Origin of the sequence: Chelativorans sp. M5D2P16 (genome assembly GCF_034427935.1) — a bacterium.
GTDB lineage: Bacteria > Pseudomonadota > Alphaproteobacteria > Rhizobiales > Rhizobiaceae > Chelativorans.
The window spans coordinates 317,379-339,501 of sequence record NZ_JAXQNM010000008.1 but is presented as its reverse complement, the minus strand read 5'-3'; the positions used below and the strand labels follow the sequence as shown (position 1 = coordinate 339,501).

Here is a 22,123-nt window from a genome sequence, read left to right as displayed (position 1 = left end):
CTCAGTGTCCCAGATAGGCGTCAAGGACAGCCGGGTTTTCACGAATCTCGGCCGGTGTACCACGCGCGATATTGGTGCCGGCAGCCAGCACGGTCACCGTATTGCAAAGTTCACTTACATGCGGGATTTCATGGCTGATGAGCAGGAACGTCTTGCCGCGCTCGTTGAGCCGGCGCACAAGCCGCATGAGGACTTCGATGAGTGCCGGGTTAATGCCGTTGAAAGGCTCGTCCAGGAGGATGAGATCGGGATCCGTCATCATCATGCGCACAAACTCGAGAAGCTTTCGTTGGCCGCCCGATATCTCGATCGCCGGGTTCTCCCTCACCCTGTCGAGCGTCGCCAGTTCAAGCAGTTCATCGGCGCGCCGTACGGCCTCGGCACGGGATATGTGCATGACCACGCTGGGCACCAGCATGTTTTCAAGGACCGTCATTTCGTCGAAGGCGCGCGCGACCTGAAAGGTCCGGCCCACGCCCATGCGCGCCACCCGGTAAACGGGACGGTTGACGATCTCGCGGTCGCGGAACCGGATGCTGCCCGAATCGGCCCTGTATATTCCACTGACGATGTTGAAGAGCGTCGACTTTCCCGCGCCGTTCGGCCCGATCACGCCCTGTATCTCGCCGTCCTCAACGACGATGTCGATCCCATCGAGCACGACGAGGCCGTCGAATTGCTTTTTCAGCCCGCGAATCTCGAGCAACCCCATTGCCACCGTCCCCTTTGCCGAGCCGCTGGACAGAGATGGCGGGAGGGCGAATCCGATGTGCAATTCGCCCCCCGCGCTCGCCGACAGTGCGCTACTGCAGCCAGGGCGGCGCCTGGAATTCGGCCTGGGCATGTTCCAACGGCCAGAGTATCTTCGCCTCGCCGTCTATGAGCTGCACCAGCGGGAAGAAGAAGCCTTCCTCGAAGCCGCCCACCTGCACTTCTCCGGGGCACAAGGCGCTTTCGCCCGCCTCCTCGGCAAAGTTTATGCGCTGCCACACGCCTTGATGGTCGATGGCGCGCGCTTCCTCGACCAGTGTCTCGAAGTCGAGTGTGCCGGCATTTTGGAGCACTTTGATCGCCGTCATCATGTAATCGTAGCCTTGCTGGCCGGCCGGCGCGAAAGACGGGTCCTCGTCGTACTTCTCGCGATAGCGCTCGACCCATTCCTGCTGATAGGGCGCAATCACGCGCGGTGAATCCATGGTGATGACGTAGTTGGAGGCCTCGCCCGTCAACTCGTGCCATTCGCTGAACCAGGTCAGGCCATGACCGATGAGCAGTGCGGGCAGTTGCTGCTGATGGAACTGCTTGACGAAGTTTGACGCACTGACATTACCGGTGACCGTCATTCCCACTACCGAGACGTTCTGCGCCCGGTACTTGGCCAGAAGAGGCGTGAATTCCGTTTCGTCCAGCGGAATGACGTCATAGGGCAGGACATCAAAACCGACCTTTTCCAGCGAATTCGCCAGCGCCTCGCCCCAGCCGCGGCCATAGTCGGTATCTTCGACGACAACGGCAGCTTTCATGTTTTCAGGCTGCCAAAGCCCTTCGTCCATGAAATGCTGGAGCGGCTCGCCGTAGAGCCCCGCAAAAATGGGCGGCGAGGACCAGCCCTTGAACCAGTGTCTGTAGTTCTCCGGATCCTGATTGATCTTTTCGCAGATGAACTGCGATTCTCCTCCGTGGCCGATATGGACGATGTCCATTCCGATCTCTGCTTCGGAAACGGCCATGGCCACCGAGGAATGCCAGCCCGACACCATGATCTGCACGCCCTGGCGGCTCACCGCGTCACTGACGGCCTTCACCGCCTTTTCGGGGCTCGACTGGCTGTCGACCCAGACGAACTCAATGTCGCGCTCCTCGCCGTCAATGGTGACGGGCAGCATGCCGTCCGCGCGCGCGTCTTCCAGCGCCATCCTGGCGCCCTTTTGAATGCCCTCGCCGGTGCGGCTTGCCGGGCCAGTGAAGGGGCCCATTACACCCACCTTTACCGGCTCGGCGTTCTGCGCCTTGGCGGCCGGCGCCAGCCCTGTCAACGCGCAGGCTGCCAGCGACATGCCGCCCAGGGCGGCGATCATCGTGCGCCGGGTCACCGCAGGTGCGGTGGCGCCCCGACGGTTCATGCCAAGTTTCCCAGTCATGATTGCTCCTCCCTTCAGATCTGCGTCGGTCCAACTGCCGTCCGCCCCAAATCAGGGACCGGGTTCAGCCCCGGTTGTTCTTTGTTTCAACGCTAGCACCGCTTCTTGGAATCTGACAATGTTTTGGAGACCGTCGACCTCGTTTTCATGCGTCGACTTCGCCATTCAGACCGCGTGCTGGAGGGATCGGCGCTGCAATGGCCCGATTGCCAGGCTCGGTCCCAAAAGCCCGAGAGCGGGAATGCCCGGGATCATGCGCTGCGCTGCAGGCCAAGGCCCGCTCGCTAGGGCTCGCGTTCGACTGCCGCTTTCCTTTCGATCCCGGCTTTCTTCGATTTCCTGATGGCCATGAAGTAGATGAAGACGGCCGCCAGGATGAGGAAGAACAGGCTGTCGAGGCTTGTCAGGAAGACCGTCGGATTTCCGTCGCTGAGCGAGAGCGAGCGGCGCAGATACTGTTCGAGGTCGGGGCCGAGGATGAATCCCAGAAGGAGAGCCACGGTCGGGTAGTTCTGCCGGCGCAGGAAGAAAGCCAGGATGCCGAACAGCAATGCCAGCGCCATCTGGAAGACCGAGAAGGTGGCCACATAGCTGCCGACCAGGGCGACGACCGCGATGCAGGCGTAGAGCAACCCCTTGGGAATGGACACGATGCGCACGAACCACGGCCCCAGCAGAAAGAGAGTCAGCGGGACAAGGACGAGCGCGCTGATGAAGAGCGAAGCGAACATGGGGGCGATCAGCTCCGTCTGGTTCTCCAGGAGGCGCGGTCCGGGCTGCAGTCCGTTGATGACCAACACCCCCAGAACGATAGCCGTGGTCGGGTCGCCCGGGATGCCGAACATGAGCATGGGCACGAAGGCGCCGCCGCACATGGAATTGTTGGCCGCTTCCGCCGCGGCGATGCCCTCGCGGCTGCCGTTTCCGTATTCCTCGGGTGCGCGGGAGCGGCGCTTGGCGTCGGCATAGGCGACAAACGCCGCCATCGACCCTCCCACACCCGGCAGAATGCCGATGCCGTATCCCAGCAGCGCGCTCTTCAGATAGGTGAAGAGGCCGATCTGACGGATTTGCGCAAAGGATGGCAGGAAATCGCGCCGGCGAATAGCGGTGGAGGCAGAAGACGAAAACCGGATATCGCCGTGATTCCGGTGTGCCTGGTAGAGCACCTCGCTGATGGCGAAGGTGCCGATGATTATGGGCATCATGTCGATGCCCTCGACCAGCATCTCGGTGCCGAAATTGAAACGCGGAATAGGCTGCATCACATCGATGCCTACCGTGCCGATCATGACGCCGAGCATGGTTGCGACCAGCCCCTTCGCGAGAGCGTCGCGCTGGACAATGACGATCACCACCAGGGCGAACAGGACCAGCGAGAATTTTCCCGGCGTCTGGATCAGCAGTGATGCCTTGGCGGCAAGCGGCATCAGGGCCATGAGAAGGAGTGCGCCGAGACTGCCGCCGACCATCGAGCCAACGGCGGCATGGCCGAGCGCATTGGCGCCCTCCCCCCTCTTCATCAGCGCGTGCCCCTCGATGGCCGTCATCATGGAGGACGGCGCGCCGGGAATGTTGATCGTCGTCGCGGTGATGCTGCCGGCATACATGCCCGACATGAAGATGGCCGCACACATCACCAGCGCGGGCACCACGTCCATGGAATAGGTGATCGGTAGAAGCAGGGCGATCGCCAGGACGGAGGTCAGGCCGGGAACGGCGCCGAAGAATGTGCCGATCAAAAAGCCGAGCACCATGTATGCCAGGACATCCGGGCGGGCGAGAACGGCAAAGCCCTGGAAAAGCTCGAGAAAAAAATCCATCAGATGAGATCCAGAAGCGTTGGCAGCCGGACACCGAAGACAAGCGCGAACAGTCCGTAGAAGACGGCCGTCACGGCGATCGCGTAAATGAGACGGCGCAGCGGCCGACCTTCGTGATAGCGGAAGATGTGAAACAGGACACAGACATAAGCGAGGGTCGAAACGCTGTAGCCGAGCGGCTTGAAGAGAGCGATATAGGCAGCCGTCGCAACGACGATCGCCGCCGGCCGCCAGAAACCACCCTTTTCGCTTTCCTCGCCGGAAACAAGTTCGTTGCGGATGATGTGAAGAAGCGCGCCATACATGAGCAGGGCGGAAACCAGCGGCAGGAAGCGCGGCCCGACAAGCCCCTCGCTGAATTGCGGCGAGATGCGGAACGCGGCCGCCACATAGATCGTCGTCAGAACGAGCAGGAACACAGGCACGAAAAGCCGATTCCGCCAGCGCATTTCTCGCATCGCCATGGGTGCCCTCCGGACATGCTGCGGACTATCGGATCGGCGCATCCCGCCCACTGAAGGCCGGGTCCGGTTGATCCGGTCCGGGCGATGCGCCGAGGCACGACCGCCGGCAGGCCATCCGCCGGCGGCCGCAAGCGGGTCTACTTCTTGATGACACCCTGTTCGACCAGCATGTCCATCTGGTCGAACAGGGTCTCACTCGTCTCGTCAGCCCACCGCGTGACCTCATCGGTGCCGAGCCAGTCGGGGGTGACGCCGACGCTGGCGACCCAATTCTGAAACTCGTCGCTCTCCAGTGCCTCCTTGTAGGCTTGTTCGATGGCCTCGACGGCCTCATCGGGCGTGCCGGCGGGTGCTGCAAACACGATGAAGCTGCCGATGCGCAGATCGAGACCCGCTTCCTTGGCCGTGGGCACGGTGTTGAAGGTCGGATTGGTGGTTTCGGAAAACTCCAGGATACCGCGCACGTCGCCGCTTTCCAGAAGCGGTGCGAAATCGCCGAGGCTGGTCGCGACCACATCGACCTCGTCATTGAGGACGGCTTCCTTCTGGGGTGCCGCTCCGCCCGGATAGGCGATGATCTTGAACTCGGTGTCGGTCTCGTCCTGAAGCTGCAGGACCGCCAGGTGCAAGCGCGAACCGATGTTCTGGATGCCGACCTTCACGGAGCCCGGGTTTTCCTTCGCTGCGGCGACGAGGTCGTCGAAGGTTTCATACGGCGTATCGGAACCGACGATGATGGCATCCGGCTCGCTGGTGACGCGGGCGATCAGCTTGAGCTTGTCCAGATCATAGCTCGGCAACAACCCCTGCCAGGGCACGGTCACCACGCTGTCGTAGGTGAGCGCACCGATCGTGTAGCCGTCCGGGCGCGCATTCATGACCTGGGAGACGCCGGTGGCACTGATGCCGCCTTCGATGTTCTCCACATACATGGAAGTGCCGAGGTTCTTCTCGGCGATCGAGGTGAGCTTGCGCACGATACCGTCCGTGCCACCGCCCGCGCCCCACGGCACGATCACGCGGATGTCTTTCTCCGGATAGTCGGCCAGTGCCGCCGAGGACATGAGCGCACCGATGGTCCCCACGGCCAGCAGTGTCAGAAATCTTCCGTACATCTCTCTCTCCCTGAATTGCAGTTCGCAGTCGTTGCACGCGCCGCAGCCATGCGAACGCGCCTTCAGGTCACCGATCCCATGCGGCGGAGCCGCCAAGACCGCTCCCCTCCTCTCCGCCGACGAGCCAAACGCTCCGACGGTGTGCAACGGCGACCGGAAAGGGCCGTCCGATTCATTGTGATCAAAAGTCATATGATGACTTTGCAGAGTGGTCAAGTTCCGTTGCCACTGAAAGCCACACTCACACGCCGACTCGGCATGCGGCAGCGTCTGAGCGACCCGCCGAAGAGGCTACGCGCCGCCCCCACCCCATCCTCGAGTCAGGCCACAGATTGCTTCGTTTACGTGACAGAACACTTTGACACAGCCGTGCGGGGAGTCGGAGTCGCTTGCCGGGTCTCGAGTCATGCCGGCGGGAGCACAAGTGGTACTATGCTTTGTAGAAATTGTATGATGAGTTAGCACGATCCTGTATGATTCTTCTACTACGGGGAACGGCATCGGCTGCAGGATTTGATTATTCTGGCCGAGGAGAAAGCGGGCCTAAACACCCTTCTCGGGGCGGCTTTCCAGGCCGGATCGGGCTGAGGATCGGCACGCCTGAACTCGCGGTCGGCGGCGTCCGGACAAACGCGTCACCGCAGGCGGGCACTCGCGAAATGCTCAGCGGGTCTCGTCCAGCAGGCGCAGAGCGGTCATCTCGTCGGTGACCAGGACGCTCGGCCGCAGTGACTTCAACGTCGCGCGCATGATCCCGGTTTTCTCGACGCCTCCGGAAATCAGAACCTTGTTTGCAACCCGTGCGAGCCTATCGACGGAAATGGAAATGGACCGCTCGTTCACGGGGTGGTCCACGGGCCGGCCGTCCTTGTCGAGAAAGTTGTAGAGAATGTCTCCGACGGCTCCTGCCTTGATCAGCGACTGCCTTTCCGCCTCCGAGACATGTCCCAACCGGTAGGATGTGGTCAGGGTGGAGATTCCGCCGCAGGACAGGAGAGCGACATCGCAGGTCTCCGCCATCTGCATGATCTGCTCCAGACCGCAATGTTCGAGCAGGGCATGCTTGGTCTGCTCCGAATCGACGATGGCCGGGGCCGGAATCAGGAATCCCTCGGCATCGAACAGTTCGGCGAACTGCCATGCGAACTCGGCCGGGTTGAAACGGCGGGCCTGGGCGATGCCGCCAAGAAGCGAGATGACACGGACACCTCTGAGCGCGCGTCCTTCCACGAAGGGAAGCATGGTGTGCAGCGTTCGCCCCCAGCCGACCCCGATCGTCATGTTGTGAATCATCAGCCCGGACACATAGCCTCCGGCCGCCAGGGCGATTACGCGTGTGGGATCGCCCTCCGGGTCCTCGAAGGGAGCGACGATCGCCTTGGAGAGACCGAACCTATCCTCGAGACCCTGCTGGAGCTCCACCAGCGACGCCAGATCGGACTTGATGCGGATGATCACCTCGCCGCGCTTGCGGGCCTCGGAGAGGAGCCGGGTAATCAGGATGCGGTTCACGCCAAGCTTCTTGGCGATTTCCGACTGGGTCACGCCCTCCACGAAATAGAGCCAGGCCGCCCGGATCCGCATCTGATTGTGCGGATCTGTTGCCGCGCGTTCTCGCGTGCCGTTCGTTATAGCGGCTTGGTCTTCTGGCATTTGTCGCTTCCTGACGATCCGATTTTCCACCAGATCACCATAGTTGCGTGCGCAGTAAGTTACCAACCTCGTCCACCGCTTCGAATTGAGGCATGTGGCCCAGGTCGTCGAAGAGGTGCAGTGCTACACGCCCCGGCGCATGCAACGCATGACGCCACGGAATGATCTGATCCTGCCTGCCCCAGAGGATTCGCGTAGGGATCTCGACACGCTTGAGCGCGGCTTTCAGGTCGAAGGCCTGGACGCCGTCGGGGAAAAGCACATCGCACATGGCCGCCTGAGCCGCGCGCAGTTCGGCATCTTTCCGGGCAGCCATGGCGGCACGAACATAGGCATCGGTGATTTGTTCTTCCCTTGCGACCAGCGTTTTCAGCCAGGGGCCGAGGCTTTCGGGCCGGGATGCCCTGCAGATTCCGGACAAGGCCGTGCCATTGATCTCCGGCCCCAGTCCGCCGGGCGCAATGAGGGTCAGGGAAGCGACGGACCTCGGCCGCGTATCGGCAAGGGCAAGGGCGACCGCCCCGCCCAGGCTGTGTCCGACAAGATGCGCCTTGTCCAGACCGAGCGCATCGAAGGCATGGCGCAGCTCGGACACGAGTGTCGCGAAATCGACGATCCGGCGCTTGGGCGACTTGCCGTGATTGGGCAGATCGAACCGGATGACCGGGCGGTGATGGAAATGCGCTTCCAACGGCGCCCAGGATGCCGCATCGCTCGCAAAGCCGTGGAGGAGAACCACAGGCGTACCCTCGCCGCCCTTCGATCGGGTGACGGCGAGCGCACCCGCTTCGGGCGTGAAACGGGCCGGCCCGGCGCCGGGTCTTGCACTGTCCAGGAATGCACGCACATCCTCGGCCTGTATACGGCCGCGAACGCCGGTGCCGGCGATGCCGCCGAGCTCGACCCCGGACTCTCGTGCCAGTGAACGGGCCAGGGGCGTGGCGCGAATGCCGTGGCCTGGTTGCTGCGCAGGCGCGGCATGGGTGGCCTCCGGTTCAGGGGCTGGCCCCGCTCTCGGCGCGGGCTCCGGTTCTTCCACCGATGCGGGACCGGGTGCATCGGACAGGGCGCCTGCAGGCGGAGCATCCACCTCTTCTCCTTCGGCATAGAGCCACGCAACGGGCTGACCAATCGGAACTTCCGTACCTTCTGCCACGGGATGATGGAGGAAACCGCCATGGGGCGCTTCCACCTCCATCGCGGCCTTGTCGGTTTCGATGTCGAAAAGCGGATCGCCCTTCTCGACCTTCTGGCCAGGAGCGACATGCCAGGACATCACCTTGCCGGCCGCCATGTCCATGTCGACCTTCGGCATGATGACCTCGACCGGCATCAGACGCGGCCCTTCACCAGGTTGCGGGCCGCATCGACAATATCCGGCACCTGCGGCACGACCGCCTTTTCAAGTTCCGGGTTGTAGGGAATCGGGCAGTCCGCTCCGCCCAACCGCAGGATCGGTGCATCGAGGAAATCGAACGCGTCGCTTTCGGCGACCATTGCCGAGATTTCCGCCCCCACGCCGAGCGTCTTGACGCCCTCGTAGACGCACATCAGCCGCCCGGTCTTGCGAACGGAGGCGAGAACGGTTTCCCGGTCCATGGGACGGACGGTGCGCAGATCGATCACCTCGGCGTCGATGTCCTCGCCAGCCAGCGTTTCCGCCGCATTCAAGGCCTTGTGCGCCATCAGCGAGGTCGCCACGATGGTCACGTTTTCTCCAGCGCGCCGGACCGCCGCCTTGCCGATCGGGGTGGTGTAGTAACCCTCGGGCACATGGCCCTTCATCTTGTAGAGGACCTTGTGCTCGAAGAGCATGACCGGGTCGGAATCTTCGAGAGCGGCAAGCAGCATGCCCTTCACATCTTCCGGTGTCGAAGGCTGGAGCACCTTGAGCCCGGGCACGTGGCCAAGCCAGGCTTCCAAGCTTTGCGAGTGCTGCGCCGCAGCCCCGGTGCCGGAGCCGGCGGGAAAGCGCATCACCAAGGGAATGGATACCGCACCACCCAGCATGTAGCGCAGCTTGGCGGCCTGGTTGACGATCTGCTCCATCGCCAACGCAGCGAAATCGGAGAATTGAAACTCGAAAATCGGCCGCAGTCCCGTCAACGCCGCGCCCACAGCCACTCCGGCACCGCCCAGCTCCGAAATCGGCGTGTCCATGACGCGGTCGGTTCCATATTTGTGGACCAGATCCCCCGTCACCTGGAAAGCGCCGCCATAGACACCAATGTCCTCGCCCATCAGGACGACCCTCGGATCGCGTTCGAGCGCGATGTCCATCGCCTCCCGGATGGCCTCCGCATAGGACAATTCGCGCACTTCAGGCGTGTTCTGGACGTTCATGCCACAGGCTCTTCGGTATAGACGTAACGGGCGGCTTCCTCGACCTTCGGCGCCGGGCTCGCGTTGGCGAATTCGATGGCTTGCTTGATGGTGTCTTCGGCTTCGGCCTCGAGCGCCTCGACCTCTTCCGCCGTCACGATCTTGTTAGAAATCAGCAGTTCGGCCATGCGCGGGATCGGATCGCGCTCGGTCCACGCGGCGATCTCTTCCTTGGTGCGATAGCGGTTGCGATCGGACTTGGAGTGACCGCGCCAGCGGTAGGTCATGTTCTCCACGAGGCTCGGTCCGTCGCCGGAACGCGCCCGGGCGACCGCGGCATCCACCGCCTCGGCCACTGCCGAAAAGTCATTGCCGTCCACCGTCACGCCGGGCATCGAATAGGCCACGGCGCGCTCGGCAATGTTCTTCACCGCAGTCGAGCGCTCGGTAGAGGTGGACATTCCGTATTTGTTGTTTTCACACACGAAGACCACCGGCAGCTTCCAGATGGCGGCCATGTTCAGGGCCTCGTGGAAGGCGCCTTCGTTGTTGGCACCGTCGCCGAAGAAGCAGACGGTGACCGCCCCGGTGCCAAGCCGTTTGGCCGAAAGGGCCGCGCCGACGGCAATCGGCAGCCCGCCGCCGACGATCCCGTTGGCGCCGAGATTGCCCTTCTCGACATCGGCGATGTGCATCGAGCCGCCGCGCCCCCGGCAATAGCCGGTTTCCCTGCCGAAGAACTCAGCGAACATCCGGCCGAGATCGGCATTCTTGGCGATGCAGTGGCCGTGCCCACGGTGGGTTGAGGTGATCTTGTCCTCGTCCGTCAGCGACATGCAGGAGCCGACGGCCGAAGCTTCCTGGCCGATGGACAGATGCATGGTGCCGTGAATGAGGCCGCGCATGTAACTGTCTTCGGCTCCCTCCTCGAATTTGCGGATCAGATACATCTTCCGCAGCGCTTCCTTGAGCGCTTCCGGACTGTATGCACGGATCGCGTAGGAAACGTTGCTGTCAGGCATAGGTGGGCTCTTTTCCATGCAGCATTTCGTCCTGGCGGCGGCGCAGCTCGACGATGCGCGCGTTTTCCGGGAGCGTGGCGTTCTCGCTGGTGATGAGTTCGCCCTTGCGGATCGCCCGGGTCACCTTGGCACCGGCCAGCAATCCAGCCGGCAGAGCCCCGGTAAAGCGGGCGCGCGAAACCTCCATCGCCCAGGCGCGGTAGGTATATTCGCCCATCTGGTCGAGCGTTTCTCCCGGCTTCAGATCGCGCTTGGCGACCGCACAGACCTCGGCAACGGGGCGGTCCAGCGGGATCATGTCGGCTTTGCCGTAAAGCACCGCGCGGGCGCATGTCAGCGGCACCTCGAGCGAGGTCAGGTGGTAGGGGCGAATGAAGGTGAAGTAGGGTCCGTTGCCCATCTTCAGATCCTTCATCCGTTCCCAGACGCGGGGATGTTCAGCCTCGGCCACGACAAACACGCCGGGCGCCAGACCCTTGCCGACCGAATAGTCGACCCGGCCGATATCGGAGAGCACACCGCCGTCCCTTTCAGGAACGAGCGTGCCGGCGATCTCGCTCGGGCCGGCCGCAGGGCCGTGCATCCCGTCGCAATCCGGGATGAGGCCGGTGGCGTTGGCGATGGCGGACATCTCGACCATGGTCTTGGAGCCGTCCACGAACTCCACCAGCATGCGGGCGTTCATGTTGCGCTCTTTCGCCTCGGCGGCATATTCGTCCGGGGTGGCGTCGATGTTCAGCGGGTTGTTCTTGCCCTTTCCCGCGCAGACTATCCTGTGGCCCATGGCCGAAACGAACTCGATCAGTTCCATGCAGGACGAAGGCTCGTCCCCTGCCCCGAGGCTGTAGACCACGCCCATGCGGTCGGCTTCGCGCCGCAGATAGGCGCCGATGGTGACGTCGGCCTCGACATTCATCATGACGAGGTGTTTCCCGCGCTCCATCGCCCGCAAGCCGATCTCGGCGCCGACGGCGGGAACGCCGGTGGCATCGACGATGACGTCGATCAGCCCCGATTCCAGGATAGCATCGGCGTTGCCTGTAACGGCGATCTTGCCGCTCTCGATCACCGCGTTCAGCGCGTCCGGCGTGGCGGCGTCCCTGCTGTGGCCGGCATCCTGCCTGGCGATCGCCACCGCCTTGTGCGCGGCGGCGGGGTCGATTTCCGAGATGGCGGCCACCTCGACGCCATCCATCATCGTCGCCCGGGTGACGATGTCGGTTCCCATTTCGCCCGATCCGATAAGTCCGATGCGGACGGGCCGTCCAGCCTCGGCGCGTGCGGCGAGATCCTTTGCAAGACCGGTCAAGGCGATGTTTGATGCCATTCTTTTTGAAGCCCTTCCGTACATCAGTGTGGCTGCAGGATCGTGAACGTTGGTAATTTTGTCAATGCAATTGTTCTTGATATACGGAGATTCCCGGTTGACGATGGGTTCGATATGAACAATGGTGATACCGAACATTCATATGTTCTCCTCAGCCGCAGGAACCGGCTCAAAACACTTTGTGTAAGGTCGGCCTTGAGGGAGAGTGGTTGAGGCTACGGCAACTAATCGAGGGAGGAGGAAACAATGAGAATCTCTGGAAAGCTCTCGCGGCGCTCTCTTCTGAAGGGCGGCTCGGCCCTGGGTCTTTCAGCCATCGGGGCAAGCTGGGGCGGCAGGCTTTTGGCGGCCTCGCAACTGCCCGATCCGCAAAGCGTCCTCGACGACATCTCGATCTCGAAATACGTCCGCGCCGATTACCGTGATCTCTACGGCATGTCGGACGACAAGCCGATCTGGGACAAAAGCAAGGACTGGATCCGCACGGCGGATTGGGAGGCGGTTCGCAGCCAACTTTCCGGCACGACCGTCCGCTTCGCCATCGGCGCGGCGGATCAGGAATCGGCCGCCGAAGCCCTCGCCCCGTTCGAGGCCCTGTCGGGGATCAAGGTCGAGCTTGTTCCGATTCCGGACGACAGCTTTTACGACAAGGCGATCGCCGAATTTATCTCGGGCAACGCCTCCTTCGATGCTCTTCAGTTCTTTTCGCCCTGGCTGGGAGACTTCGCCGCGCCGGGCTTCCTCGCCCCGCTCGACGATTATGCCGCCAAATGGAAACTGCCGCTCGACGACTTCTACGACACCTACCGGCTGAACTACGGCTACTTCAACGGCCAGATGTACGGCATCCCCTTCGACTGCGACATCCAGATGGTCCACCTGCGCAAGTCGCTGGTGGAAGAGGTCCTGGGTGGGCCGATCGACAAGTGGAACTCGGTCCCCAGCTACGACGAGCTGATCCGCCTTTCCGCCGAACTCAACGGCAAGAAGGCCGGTGTCGCCGGTGTCGGCCTGCTGGGCGCGCGCGGTTTCTGGTCCACCTACACCTGGGAGCATATCGCCGCCCAGGCCGGCATGGTGCTGTTCGATGAAAACTGGGAACCGGTTTTCAACGGCGATGCGGGCATGAAGGGCATGGATACCCTGCTCGCGCTTTCCAAGAACGCCATCGAAGGCTTTGCCGGTGCAGGCTGGGGCGAGAACCGTGCGGCGTGGCTCGGCGGACAGGTGGCCACCAACATCAGCTGGCAGGATTCCGGTACGCAGGCCATGCGTCCGGACCAGTCGCAGATCGTCGACGACTTCGTCACCATCTACGAGCCGCGCATCGACGGTGGCCGTTTCGCACCGCCGAACATCGCCGGCTCGACGTCATGTGTGGCGGCCAACAGCCAGAACCCCGAAGGCGCCTTCCTCATGCTCGCCTTTCTCACCACATCGTCGATCATGGCGATGAACGAGGCCAACGCCAACGGCGTGGCGCCGGGCTACAAGTCCGTATTGAACAATCCGAACCTGCAGGAGGTCTCGCAACCGGCGGAAGTCTGGGCCAAGTCGCTCGAATATGCCTGGTGCGCGCCGCGCCTGCCCGGGATGTTCGAGATGGAGCAGGCCATCGGCAACGAGATCAACCGCGCGCTGGTCGGTCAGATCACGGGCAAGGAAGCGCTTGAGAATGCAACCGCGACCGTTCGAAACATCATGGATCGCAACGGCTTTTACGGCGGTCAGCCACCCGTCGACTATGCCGCGGTCGCGCCGGGCCTCTGGATCGGTGAGGGCAAGGCCCTCCCATTCTAGGGACGCACGATGATCGACACGACACTCGACGGCTCCGGGGCGGCATCCGCTGCCCCGGCACGGGCCGGATACCGTTTTAGACGCCGCAGCAGGGCGCTCAGGAGGGCCTTCCCCTACCTTCTCGTCGCCCCTGCGGTCTGTTTTCTGCTGATGATTACGCTCTATCCGGGCGCCTACGCGATTTACCAGTCCCTGTTCTATGTGAAATTCAACACCTGGCAGTTCGTCGGCCTCGACAACTATCGGGATCTGTTTGCCGACCGGGAATTCTGGGCCGCCTTGTGGAACACCTTAGTGATCGGCGGCACCGCACTGATCCTTGAATGTGCACTGGCGCTCCTGATCGCGTACTATGCCTACCGGGACCCTTGGGTGAAGGGCTGGAGGATCATCTTCCTCGTCCCGATGCTGTTCATGCCCTCCGCCGTCGCCTTCATCTGGAAGCTGGCCTTCATGGACGGGCGGGTGATTTCCGATCTGCTCATGCGGATCGGTCTGATCGAGTCCAACATCGGCTGGACCTCCTCCGTCTGGCTGTCGCGCCTGACCCTCATCATCGCCGACGTCTGGCAGTGGACGCCGTTCCTGTTCATCATCTTCGTCGCCGCCCTCCAGGGGCAGGACGAGGAAATCGAAGAGGCCGCCCGCCTGGACGGTGCCAGTTGGCCCGCCATCTTCTGGAACATCAGTCTGCCGATGATGCGGCCCGTGATCGCGGTGGCGGTCGTCCTGCGCGGCATCGACATCACCACGATGTTCGCCAACGTCTTCATCATGACGCGGGGCACGCCCGGCGGTAGCACCGAGACGATCAGCTATTTCATCTACCGAATCGGCTTCAAGACCTTCAATTTCGGCTACGCGTCGGCGGCCTCGTTCGTCATGCTCGTCATCACGCTCGTCGCCGCGCAATTCGTGGTCAAACGCGCCTTTCGTTCGGGGAGAGACTGAGACATGGCCTCGCAACGCCGCTCCAAAGGCGAAAGCCTGATCCTGCGCTACTTCGTCCTCGGCGGTTGGGCGCTGTTCTGTCTGGTACCCGTGTTGTGGTTTCTGTCCATCGGCCTGCGTCCGCGCACGGAGATCATCACCCCGCAACCCATCTACATGCCCACCTTCAGTCTCGATGCATGGCATATGATCTGGAAAGACTGGCCGATGGGCTACTATTTGCGCAATTCGGTCCTGGCGATCCTCGGCTCGGTGGCGATCGACCTGGTTCTGGCGATCCCGGCCGCCTATTCCCTCGCCCGCTACCGATACAGGGGCCGCGAGGACATCGGCTTCTATATTCTTTCGACACGGATGATGGCCCCCGCCATCGTGGCGATCCCGATCTTTTTCCTGTTCAAGTCGATGAACCTCCTGGACACCGTCTGGGCGCTGATGCTGATCTATGCCGCGATCAACCTGTCGGTCGTCACCTGGATCATCCGCTCCTACATGCTGGACATTCCCAAGGAGCTGGAGGACGCCGCGCGGACCGACGGCGCCTCGGACCTGCGCATCCTTTGGGAGATCATCATTCCCGCCATCCTGCCCGGTATCATCACCGCCGGCGTGATCGGGGGGATCTTCGCCATCAACGAATTCCTCTTCACGCTTCTCATCGCCTCGACCAAGAGCGCCTACACGATGTCGGTGGCACTGGCGAACTTCACCGGCGGCTCGGACGGGGTGATCTACAACGCAATCGCACTCGTTGCCTTCATCGCCTTCGTGCCGGTCTTTCTGGTGGTCGTGGCCATCCAGAAACACCTGTCGCGCGGTCTGACGATGGGCGCGGTGAAAGGATAACCACGATGGCGCACATCCAGCTCTCCGGCATTCAAAAGAGATGGGGCTCGGTCTGGGGCGTACGCGATGTCGACATCGACATTGCGGATCAGGAGTTCGTTGTTTTCCTCGGGCCTTCGGGTTGCGGCAAGACGACGACGATGCGGATGATCGCCGGCCTCGAGGAACCGTCCGATGGGGCGATCCGCATGAACGGCGAAGTGATGAACGACGTGGACGCCCGCGACCGCGACGTGGCGATGGTCTTTCAGGGCTATGCCCTCTACCCCAACATGTCGATCTACAACAATATCCGCTTCCCGCTCAGGATGCGCGGCGTACCCAAAGCCGAGCACGATGTCCTCGTACGCCGCGCGGCCGGCCTCGTCGAACTGACCGACTATCTGGATCGCAAGCCCAGTGCGTTGTCGGGCGGTCAGCGTCAGCGGGCCGCCCTTGCGCGCGCCATCGTCCGGCAACCGCAGGTGTTCCTGATGGACGAACCCCTGTCGAATCTCGATGCCAAGCTGCGCCAGGCGATGCGCGTCCAGATCAAGCACATCCAGCGCCAGCTCAAGATCACCACCGTCTACGTGACCCACGATCAGATCGAGGCGATGACGCTGGCCGACCGCATCGTGATCATGCAATCGGGCATGATCCAGCAGGTCGGGACGCCGGACGAAATCTACAACGAACCGGCCAATACGTTCGTTGCCGGCTTCATCGGCTCTCCGCCCATGAACCTGATCGAAGGCACTCTTGAGGACGGCGTCTATACCGCGCAGGGCATCAGGGTGGCGGGCCTGAGCCAGAGGCATCACGGCCGCGTCATCCTGGGGATCCGGCCCGAGGACTGCAGTGCCGGCGGTGACGGGGCACAGCTGACGGGCACGGTCTACGGCGTCGAGCCGACCGGTGACGTAACCTATCTTACGGTGAAGGCCGGCGAGAAGCTGATCGAGGTCAAGGCGGGTCGCGACTATCGTGCCCAACTCGACGCCGAAGCGCGCGTGACGTTCGATTCCGGGCGCATCTACCTTTTTGATACCGAGACCGGCCAGCGCCTTCGCTGAGGGAGGAGAAGAGAATGTTCGACTACACGTCCATGGGTTTCTACACCTTCGACGCGCTCTGTCGTCCGGTGAACGATCTCCCGCCGGGCGGCGGCACGCGTTTCGTCGACGATTTCACGCTCGCCGTTTCAGGCGCCGCGGGCTCGGCGGCGATCGTGGCCGCCAAGCACGGTCTCAGCGTGCAAGCCGTGGGAGGAGTCGGCTGCGACGACATGGGCGACTGGGTGCTCATGAAACTCGGGACGTTCGGCATCGATACCGACTTGATGCAGCGTTGTGCCGGCTACTACACCTCCTCCAGCATCGTCACCACCCGCCCCGACGGCGCCCGCCCCGCCCTGCACAGGAAGGGTGCGACCGGCGGCTTCTTCGTCGACGAGAGCCAGATCGACCGGGTGCTCGACACCAAGATCCTGCATATCGGCGGGGTTGGCCTGATGGACCGGATGGACAAGGGCCGCAATGCCGAAATCATGGCCGAAGCGAAGAAGCGCGGCTGTATCACCACGCTCGACGTCTTTGCCTCGACGCCGGACGATCTGCCATTGATCCGGCCGCTCCTGGCCAGCACGGATTTCTTCATGCCGTCCGAAGAGGAAGCCATGGCGCTGTCGGGCCTCACGGATTTCGAAGAAATCGCCGAATTCCTGCTGGACCAGGGCGTGGGTGCGGTCATCCTGACGATGGGTGCCCAGGGTGCGATGTACCGCAGTCGCCAGGGAACCAGGATCGACATTCCCGCCTATGACATCGATGTGGTCTGCACCTGCGGCTGCGGCGACTGTTTCAACGCGGGCTTTGCAACGGGTCTGCATCTCGGCCGGCCCATCGAGACCTGCATTCGCCTCGGCCAGGCGAGCTCGGCGCAGAATGCGATGGGCCTCGGCTCGCAGGCGGTCGTGAAGGATCTTAAAACCACGCTTTCGTTTATGGAAAAAACGCCCGTGCGAGAATATGCTTCCGTCTGAAATCCAGGAGGCCCGTATGAGACATCTGCCTACGCTGCCAGATCCGGGCGAACTTGCGTTGCCGCTGCGAGACTTCGTGCGCGGGCTGCGCCAGAAGACGGCTCCGTCCCGTTCGCGCCTGAAACCCGCACTGGAACTCCTGCCGACGCCGTTGCGCGACCGGCTGGAGCAGATCGCCCGCGATTTCTCCGAGGGCGAAGTCGCTTCCATGCGGGTTCGCAATCCCGGGGACGCGGTGATCGCCCGTGCTGCGGCAGGTCTCAAAGGCGCGGACGTGGCGAGCGCCGAAATGGCCGCGGCCACGGCGTTCGCCACTGCGGTTCTCCTCAAAACCGCGGGCAAATCCGACCTGCTGATCAGCGAAACCGTCGCGGCGATTTGCTGGCACGAGGCAAGGCACTCCCCCCATCGTGCCACGACCTACATGCACGCGCTGAACGAGCGGGAACTTGTCGGAACGGCGCCCGGGCTGGCGCACGGCGCCATTCACCTTGGCGAAGCGGACCATCGCCGAATCTATCTGGCACTGGTTCTGTGGCTCCTGGCGGACCGGTCGATCTCCGGCGTGGCCGAAGCGGATCTGCTGAACATTTCCCGCTGGCTTGCGGACGATGTCGCCGATGAGGTCGATTCTTACCGGCATCAGCCGGACCGGCTGGAACGCCTGCTGCGCGAGCACGCCGAGAGGATCTGACATGAAGCGGTCTCTCAGCCTGCTCGAGGACAATCCGCTGCCGATCCGCAAGGCGATCCGGCGCGCACGCTGGTTCGTCTCCTCCTTTCGCGACTTCGTGGATGCCGTGGGCGAAGAAACCCAACAGGACTTCACCCTTGACGAAGCGAAGCTGATCTCCGCCTTCACGAGCTGGTATCGCGCTTTCGAGAGCCAGAAAGACAAGGCACAGGACCACAGGCTGGAATACGTGACCTTCGCGGCGGGCCTGATGTTGAGGGAACTGATACGCTTCGCGCCGCTGTCCGCCGCTACGCACTCGCGCGAGGATCCCGACGAGCCCGCGCATTTCTGGCCCGAAGGGTATGTCTATCTGTCCTTCTGCCTCGCCGTGCGCGCCGCCGTTATCGAACAGGATTTCTCGATTGCCTCCGATATCGCGCCCGAGCTTGGCGATATCCGCACCTGGTGGTCGTTTCGCGAGAACACGTTCGAGGACCGGAATTCGGCCATCGCCTTCCTGGAACTCTTTGCCGGCGAAACACCGAATTGGACAACACCCGGCATTTTTCTGTCGGATAATGGCCTGAAGTTTCCCCCGGCGTCCCCTCCGCGACGGATGAAAAGCCAAGGATAGGGGTCCGAAGGTCCGGCACGTCTCCACACAGTGAGACAGCTTGCCGGTCACACGGAAAGGATAACGATCGTGAAGGCTGCAGTTCTGACGGCTCCCAACGAGATCGGTCTGCGTACGACCGAAGATCCGCAGCCGTCACCGGGGGACGTACTGATCCGGGTACGCGCCGCAACCATCTGCGGCACGGATATCCGCATCTTTCGCGGGCGGAAGACGGCCGGCGTACGCTATCCCTCTATCCTCGGGCACGAGTTTGCCGGAGAGGTCATCGACACGGGTGGCCACGCTTCACTGAAAAAGGGAGACCGCGTCGGCCTGTGCCCTTTTATCGCCTGCGGGCGGTGCCACCTGTGCAAGCACGGGATGGAAAACCTGTGCACGAACGGCGTTGCCGTCGGCTACGAGATCGACGGGGCCTTCGCCGAGATCATCCGCATCCCGGCGCAGGCGGTGACTGCGGGCAACCTGCGTCACCTGCCCGACGAGATGGGCTTCGATGAGGCCGCGCTGGTCGAACCGCTTGCCTGTGTCTTGAACGGACAGAACAAGATCGGGCTGTCGAGCGCGGATACGGTCGCGGTGCTGGGCGCCGGGCCGATCGGGCTCCTGCACGTACAGCTTGCGCGGTTGCGGGGGGCGGCGCGAATCATTTCCTCGGACCCAAACGCGCATCGACGGACGGCCGCCCTCGCCGGCGGTGCCGACGCGGTTGTCGATCCCACCGCCGAAGACGTGGTGGAACGCGTGCGCGCGGAAACGGACGGGCACGGCGCGGACGTGGTGATCTGCGCCATCGGCGTTCCAGCGCTCGCGCGGCAGGCGACCGACCTTGCCGCCCACGGTGGTCGGATAAGCCTTTTCGCGGGGTTCTCCAAAGGCGAACTTGCCGAGATGGACGTGAACGCCATCCACTACAGGGAGCTGACCATCACCGGTGCGTTCGGCCTGTCGCGCCGCGACTACGACCGTGCCTTCGACATGATCGCGTCGAGACGGCTGGATCTTCGACCGCTCATCACCCATCGCTATGGGCTTGATCGCGTTCACGACGCCTTCGCAACGGCAGAAAGCGGTAAGGCCATAAAGGTGGCCATCCTCGACGCGTAAGGCGGAACGCGCCGACCCTCCCATCGGCGGCGGCCGCAACCGCGCGCGGAATTTTCCGGCTTTCTACAATCGGCCGATGGTTTGTTCCGGCATCTCCCCATCCAGTGGGCACCGGCACCTCCTCATCCAGTGGACAGAAGAACGCTCCGGCGCGGGCACCCGGTCACAGCAGTTCTGCCAGGCGCGAAGCATTATGGCCGTCCTTCCGGGCCCCATTTCACGCCATGACCACGGTCTCGACCCCGCTCCCTGCCGCCCACGCGTTGGCGCGGCATTCGGCACCGTTTGCGGTCAGCGATTATTTGAAGCCGTAGGGGGCGCGCCGCCCGAGCGGTCACCCGGCGTGCAACAGCCGTGCCGGGCGGCGGTTTCTCATGACGCTTTCTTCTGGATCTCGACCGAATGCGGGTAGGGAATGGTCACGCCGCCCTTGTCGAAGGCTTCCTTCACGCGCTTGGTCATATCGAATTTCAGATCCCAGTAATCGGCGGCGCTACACCAGAGCCGCACGCCCAGATCCACCGAGGACTCCCCAAGATTGACCAGCCGCACCCAGGGAGCGGGGTCGTCGTGAACACGCTCGTCCTTGCCCGCGAGGTCGGTGATCATCTTCATCGCCTTGTCCGCATCATCGTCGTAATCGATGTTGAAGGTCAGATCGAGCCGGCGCGTCGCATGGGCCGAGAAATTGGTGATGACGGCGCCCCAGGCCTTCCCGTTGGGCATGATGATCTGGACATTGTCGGGCGTCACCAATTCGGTCATGAAAAGGTTGAAATCCTTCACCGTTCCGGCGGTGCCGTCGATGTCGACATACTGGCCGATCCGGTACGGACGGAACGCCATCAGCATGACGCCGGCGGCGAGATCCGAGAGCGTCCCCTGGAGCGCGAGGCCGATGGCCAGTGTCGCAGCGCCGAGCACCGCCACAAGGCTGGTCGCCTGGAATCCGAACAGCTGCAGCACCGCAATGAGGACAACCGCCAGGATCAGCCATTTCACCATCGACGCGAAAAAGCCGCCGATCGTATCGTCGATCCGCGGACTTCTTTCGACACGGCGCCGAACGAGCCCGCTTGCCGCGCTGGCGACGACCCACCCGACGATCAGGAATACCAGTGCCTGAAGGACGTTGATGAGCAGCGGCCAGTATGCGCCCGCCTCTTCGTAAAGCCCCTCCATGATCCCTCTCCATTGTTCGTGGAAGATGGATGCCAGCATAGCGGGAATGGCCGAGTCGGACAAAGTCGACCGGGAAGCTCTTGAGACGCCTTCTCCTCAAGAACTCCGCGCATCTTCATGATCGGGACGCAAGAGCCGCCCCGTATCGCAATTAGCCGGCAAAGCGCGGCTCGGCCACGCCCCGGATCCCCAGCCCGGTGATGGCGAACAGGCTGCCGCGCAGCACGCCGTCACCGGGAAAGCGCGGCAGGGGCGGCTTGGCCATGGAGGTGACGTAGAGGATGTCGAGGTTCGGCCCGCCGAACATGACGCTGGTGACCTTTTTCACCGGCATCTCGATGACGCGCTCGACCGCACCGTCCGGCGTGTAGCGGACGATCTTCCCGTCATAGACGAGCGCATTCCACAGGCATCCTTCCGAATCCACCGTCGAGCCGTCGGCCGCGCCGCCATTGCTGGTGTCGACCTTCGTGAAGGTCCGGCGATTGGAGACGTTGCCTGTCCGCTGATCGTAATCGTAGGCCCAGATCTCGCCCGTCCAGGTATCGGCGAAGTAGAAGGTGTCCCCGTCCGGGCTCCAGCACGGGCCGTTCGAACAGATGATACCGCTGTCGATCCTGGTCACGGTGAAATCGGGATCGAGCCGGTAGAGCGCGCCGGAGGGGCCCTCCTCCATCGTGTCCATGGAACCGGCGAAGAACCGGCCCTGCCGGTCCACCTTGCCGTCGTTCAAGCGGTTGGTGGAAAGATCCGGCTCCGGATCGTGGATCAGTTCCACCGCGCCCGTCTTGAAGTCCAGCGTGTGAAAGCCGCGGGCAAGCGAGACGATCGCGCCCTCGCCGTCCTTGCGCAGAGCCATCGAGCCGATCTTCATCGGCACGTCCCAGGCGCGGATCTCGCGGCCGTCGGCGGTGGCGCGGAAGACGCGGCCGTCGAAACTGTCGATCCAGTAGAGCCGCTCCTGCTCCACGTCCCACAGCGGCCCCTCGCCGAGGGTTGTCTTCACGTCCACGACAACATCGATCTTCATTGCAATT

General features: G+C 62.9%; 20 protein-coding genes. 8 read left to right on the top strand and 12 right to left on the bottom strand.

Annotated features, from left to right (window positions below; translation table 11 throughout):
• Position 1: 1 nt before the first annotated feature.
• The 10 genes from SIN08_RS04555 to SIN08_RS04510 all read right to left on the bottom strand — a co-directional run bounded on the left by SIN08_RS04555 (position 2) and on the right by SIN08_RS04510 (position 11,867).
• Positions 2-712, bottom strand: coding sequence for an ABC transporter ATP-binding protein (locus SIN08_RS04555; RefSeq protein WP_322450390.1), 711 nt, complete (start codon positions 710-712; stop codon positions 2-4).
• Between the two features lie 91 nt (positions 713-803).
• Entirely contained in the window at positions 804-2,141 is a 1,338-nt protein-coding gene (locus tag SIN08_RS04550; protein ID WP_322450389.1) for an ABC transporter substrate-binding protein, read from the bottom strand.
• A 284-nt stretch (positions 2,142-2,425) separates the two neighbouring features.
• Positions 2,426-3,964, bottom strand: coding sequence for a tripartite tricarboxylate transporter permease (locus SIN08_RS04545; protein WP_322450388.1), 1,539 nt, complete (start codon positions 3,962-3,964; stop codon positions 2,426-2,428).
• Positions 3,964-4,428: a tripartite tricarboxylate transporter TctB family protein gene (locus SIN08_RS04540; RefSeq protein WP_322450387.1), complete on the bottom strand. Its 465-nt coding sequence runs from the start codon at positions 4,426-4,428 to the stop codon at positions 3,964-3,966. Before SIN08_RS04540 ends, SIN08_RS04545 begins: the two co-directional genes overlap by 1 nt.
• 137 nt (positions 4,429-4,565) lie before the next feature.
• Positions 4,566-5,543, bottom strand: coding sequence for a tripartite tricarboxylate transporter substrate binding protein (locus tag SIN08_RS04535; protein ID WP_322450386.1), 978 nt, complete (start codon positions 5,541-5,543; stop codon positions 4,566-4,568).
• 663 nt (positions 5,544-6,206) lie between these two features.
• Positions 6,207-7,196, bottom strand: coding sequence for a sugar-binding transcriptional regulator (locus SIN08_RS04530; protein WP_322450384.1), 990 nt, complete (start codon positions 7,194-7,196; stop codon positions 6,207-6,209).
• 34 nt (positions 7,197-7,230) lie between these two features.
• Entirely contained in the window at positions 7,231-8,529 is a 1,299-nt protein-coding gene (locus SIN08_RS04525) for an acetoin dehydrogenase dihydrolipoyllysine-residue acetyltransferase subunit (protein WP_322450383.1), read from the bottom strand.
• Positions 8,529-9,539 (bottom strand): alpha-ketoacid dehydrogenase subunit beta, encoded by a 1,011-nt coding sequence (locus SIN08_RS04520; RefSeq protein WP_322450381.1) that lies wholly within the window; start codon positions 9,537-9,539, stop codon positions 8,529-8,531. The genes SIN08_RS04525 and SIN08_RS04520 overlap by 1 nt, the downstream gene beginning before the upstream one ends.
• Complete coding sequence (locus SIN08_RS04515) at positions 9,536-10,540, bottom strand: thiamine pyrophosphate-dependent dehydrogenase E1 component subunit alpha (RefSeq protein WP_322450379.1); 1,005 nt, start codon at positions 10,538-10,540, stop codon at positions 9,536-9,538. The genes SIN08_RS04520 and SIN08_RS04515 overlap by 4 nt, the downstream gene beginning before the upstream one ends.
• Positions 10,533-11,867: an SAF domain-containing protein gene (locus SIN08_RS04510; RefSeq protein WP_322450378.1), complete on the bottom strand. Its 1,335-nt coding sequence runs from the start codon at positions 11,865-11,867 to the stop codon at positions 10,533-10,535. Before SIN08_RS04510 ends, SIN08_RS04515 begins: the two co-directional genes overlap by 8 nt.
• A 246-nt stretch (positions 11,868-12,113) precedes the next feature.
• Between SIN08_RS04510 and SIN08_RS04505 the strand changes: the two genes are divergently transcribed.
• The 8 genes from SIN08_RS04505 to SIN08_RS04470 all read left to right on the top strand — a co-directional run bounded on the left by SIN08_RS04505 (position 12,114) and on the right by SIN08_RS04470 (position 19,904).
• Positions 12,114-13,667, top strand: a complete 1,554-nt coding sequence (locus SIN08_RS04505; protein ID WP_322450376.1) for an ABC transporter substrate-binding protein — start codon at positions 12,114-12,116, stop codon at positions 13,665-13,667.
• Between the two features lie 9 nt (positions 13,668-13,676).
• Complete coding sequence (locus SIN08_RS04500) at positions 13,677-14,618, top strand: sugar ABC transporter permease (RefSeq protein ID WP_322450374.1); 942 nt, start codon at positions 13,677-13,679, stop codon at positions 14,616-14,618.
• Positions 14,619-14,621: 3 nt separating this feature from the next.
• The gene (locus tag SIN08_RS04495) at positions 14,622-15,464 is read left to right on the top strand and encodes a carbohydrate ABC transporter permease (protein WP_322450373.1); all 843 of its coding nucleotides are present in this window, start codon (positions 14,622-14,624) and stop codon (positions 15,462-15,464) included.
• Positions 15,465-15,469: 5 nt separating this feature from the next.
• Positions 15,470-16,519, top strand: a complete 1,050-nt coding sequence (locus tag SIN08_RS04490) for an ABC transporter ATP-binding protein (protein ID WP_322450371.1) — start codon at positions 15,470-15,472, stop codon at positions 16,517-16,519.
• A gap of 14 nt (positions 16,520-16,533) precedes the next feature.
• Positions 16,534-17,487: a carbohydrate kinase family protein gene (locus tag SIN08_RS04485; RefSeq protein WP_322450370.1), complete on the top strand. Its 954-nt coding sequence runs from the start codon at positions 16,534-16,536 to the stop codon at positions 17,485-17,487.
• A gap of 16 nt (positions 17,488-17,503) precedes the next feature.
• A complete protein-coding gene (locus SIN08_RS04480) occupies positions 17,504-18,181 on the top strand; it encodes a hypothetical protein (protein WP_322450368.1) in 678 nt (225 codons plus the stop codon).
• Position 18,182: 1 nt separating this feature from the next.
• A complete protein-coding gene (locus SIN08_RS04475; protein ID WP_322450367.1) occupies positions 18,183-18,797 on the top strand; it encodes a hypothetical protein in 615 nt (204 codons plus the stop codon).
• 69 nt (positions 18,798-18,866) lie between these two features.
• Positions 18,867-19,904: a zinc-dependent dehydrogenase gene (locus tag SIN08_RS04470; protein ID WP_322450366.1), complete on the top strand. Its 1,038-nt coding sequence runs from the start codon at positions 18,867-18,869 to the stop codon at positions 19,902-19,904.
• Positions 19,905-20,276: 372 nt separating this feature from the next.
• Here SIN08_RS04470 and SIN08_RS04465 read toward each other — a convergent pair whose 3' ends face one another.
• Together SIN08_RS04465 and SIN08_RS04460 are read right to left on the bottom strand one after the other, a co-directional pair.
• A complete protein-coding gene (locus SIN08_RS04465) occupies positions 20,277-21,086 on the bottom strand; it encodes a mechanosensitive ion channel family protein (protein WP_322450365.1) in 810 nt (269 codons plus the stop codon).
• Positions 21,087-21,237: 151 nt separating this feature from the next.
• Positions 21,238-22,116, bottom strand: coding sequence for an SMP-30/gluconolactonase/LRE family protein (locus tag SIN08_RS04460; protein WP_322450363.1), 879 nt, complete (start codon positions 22,114-22,116; stop codon positions 21,238-21,240).
• Between the last annotated feature and the right edge of the window lie 7 nt (positions 22,117-22,123).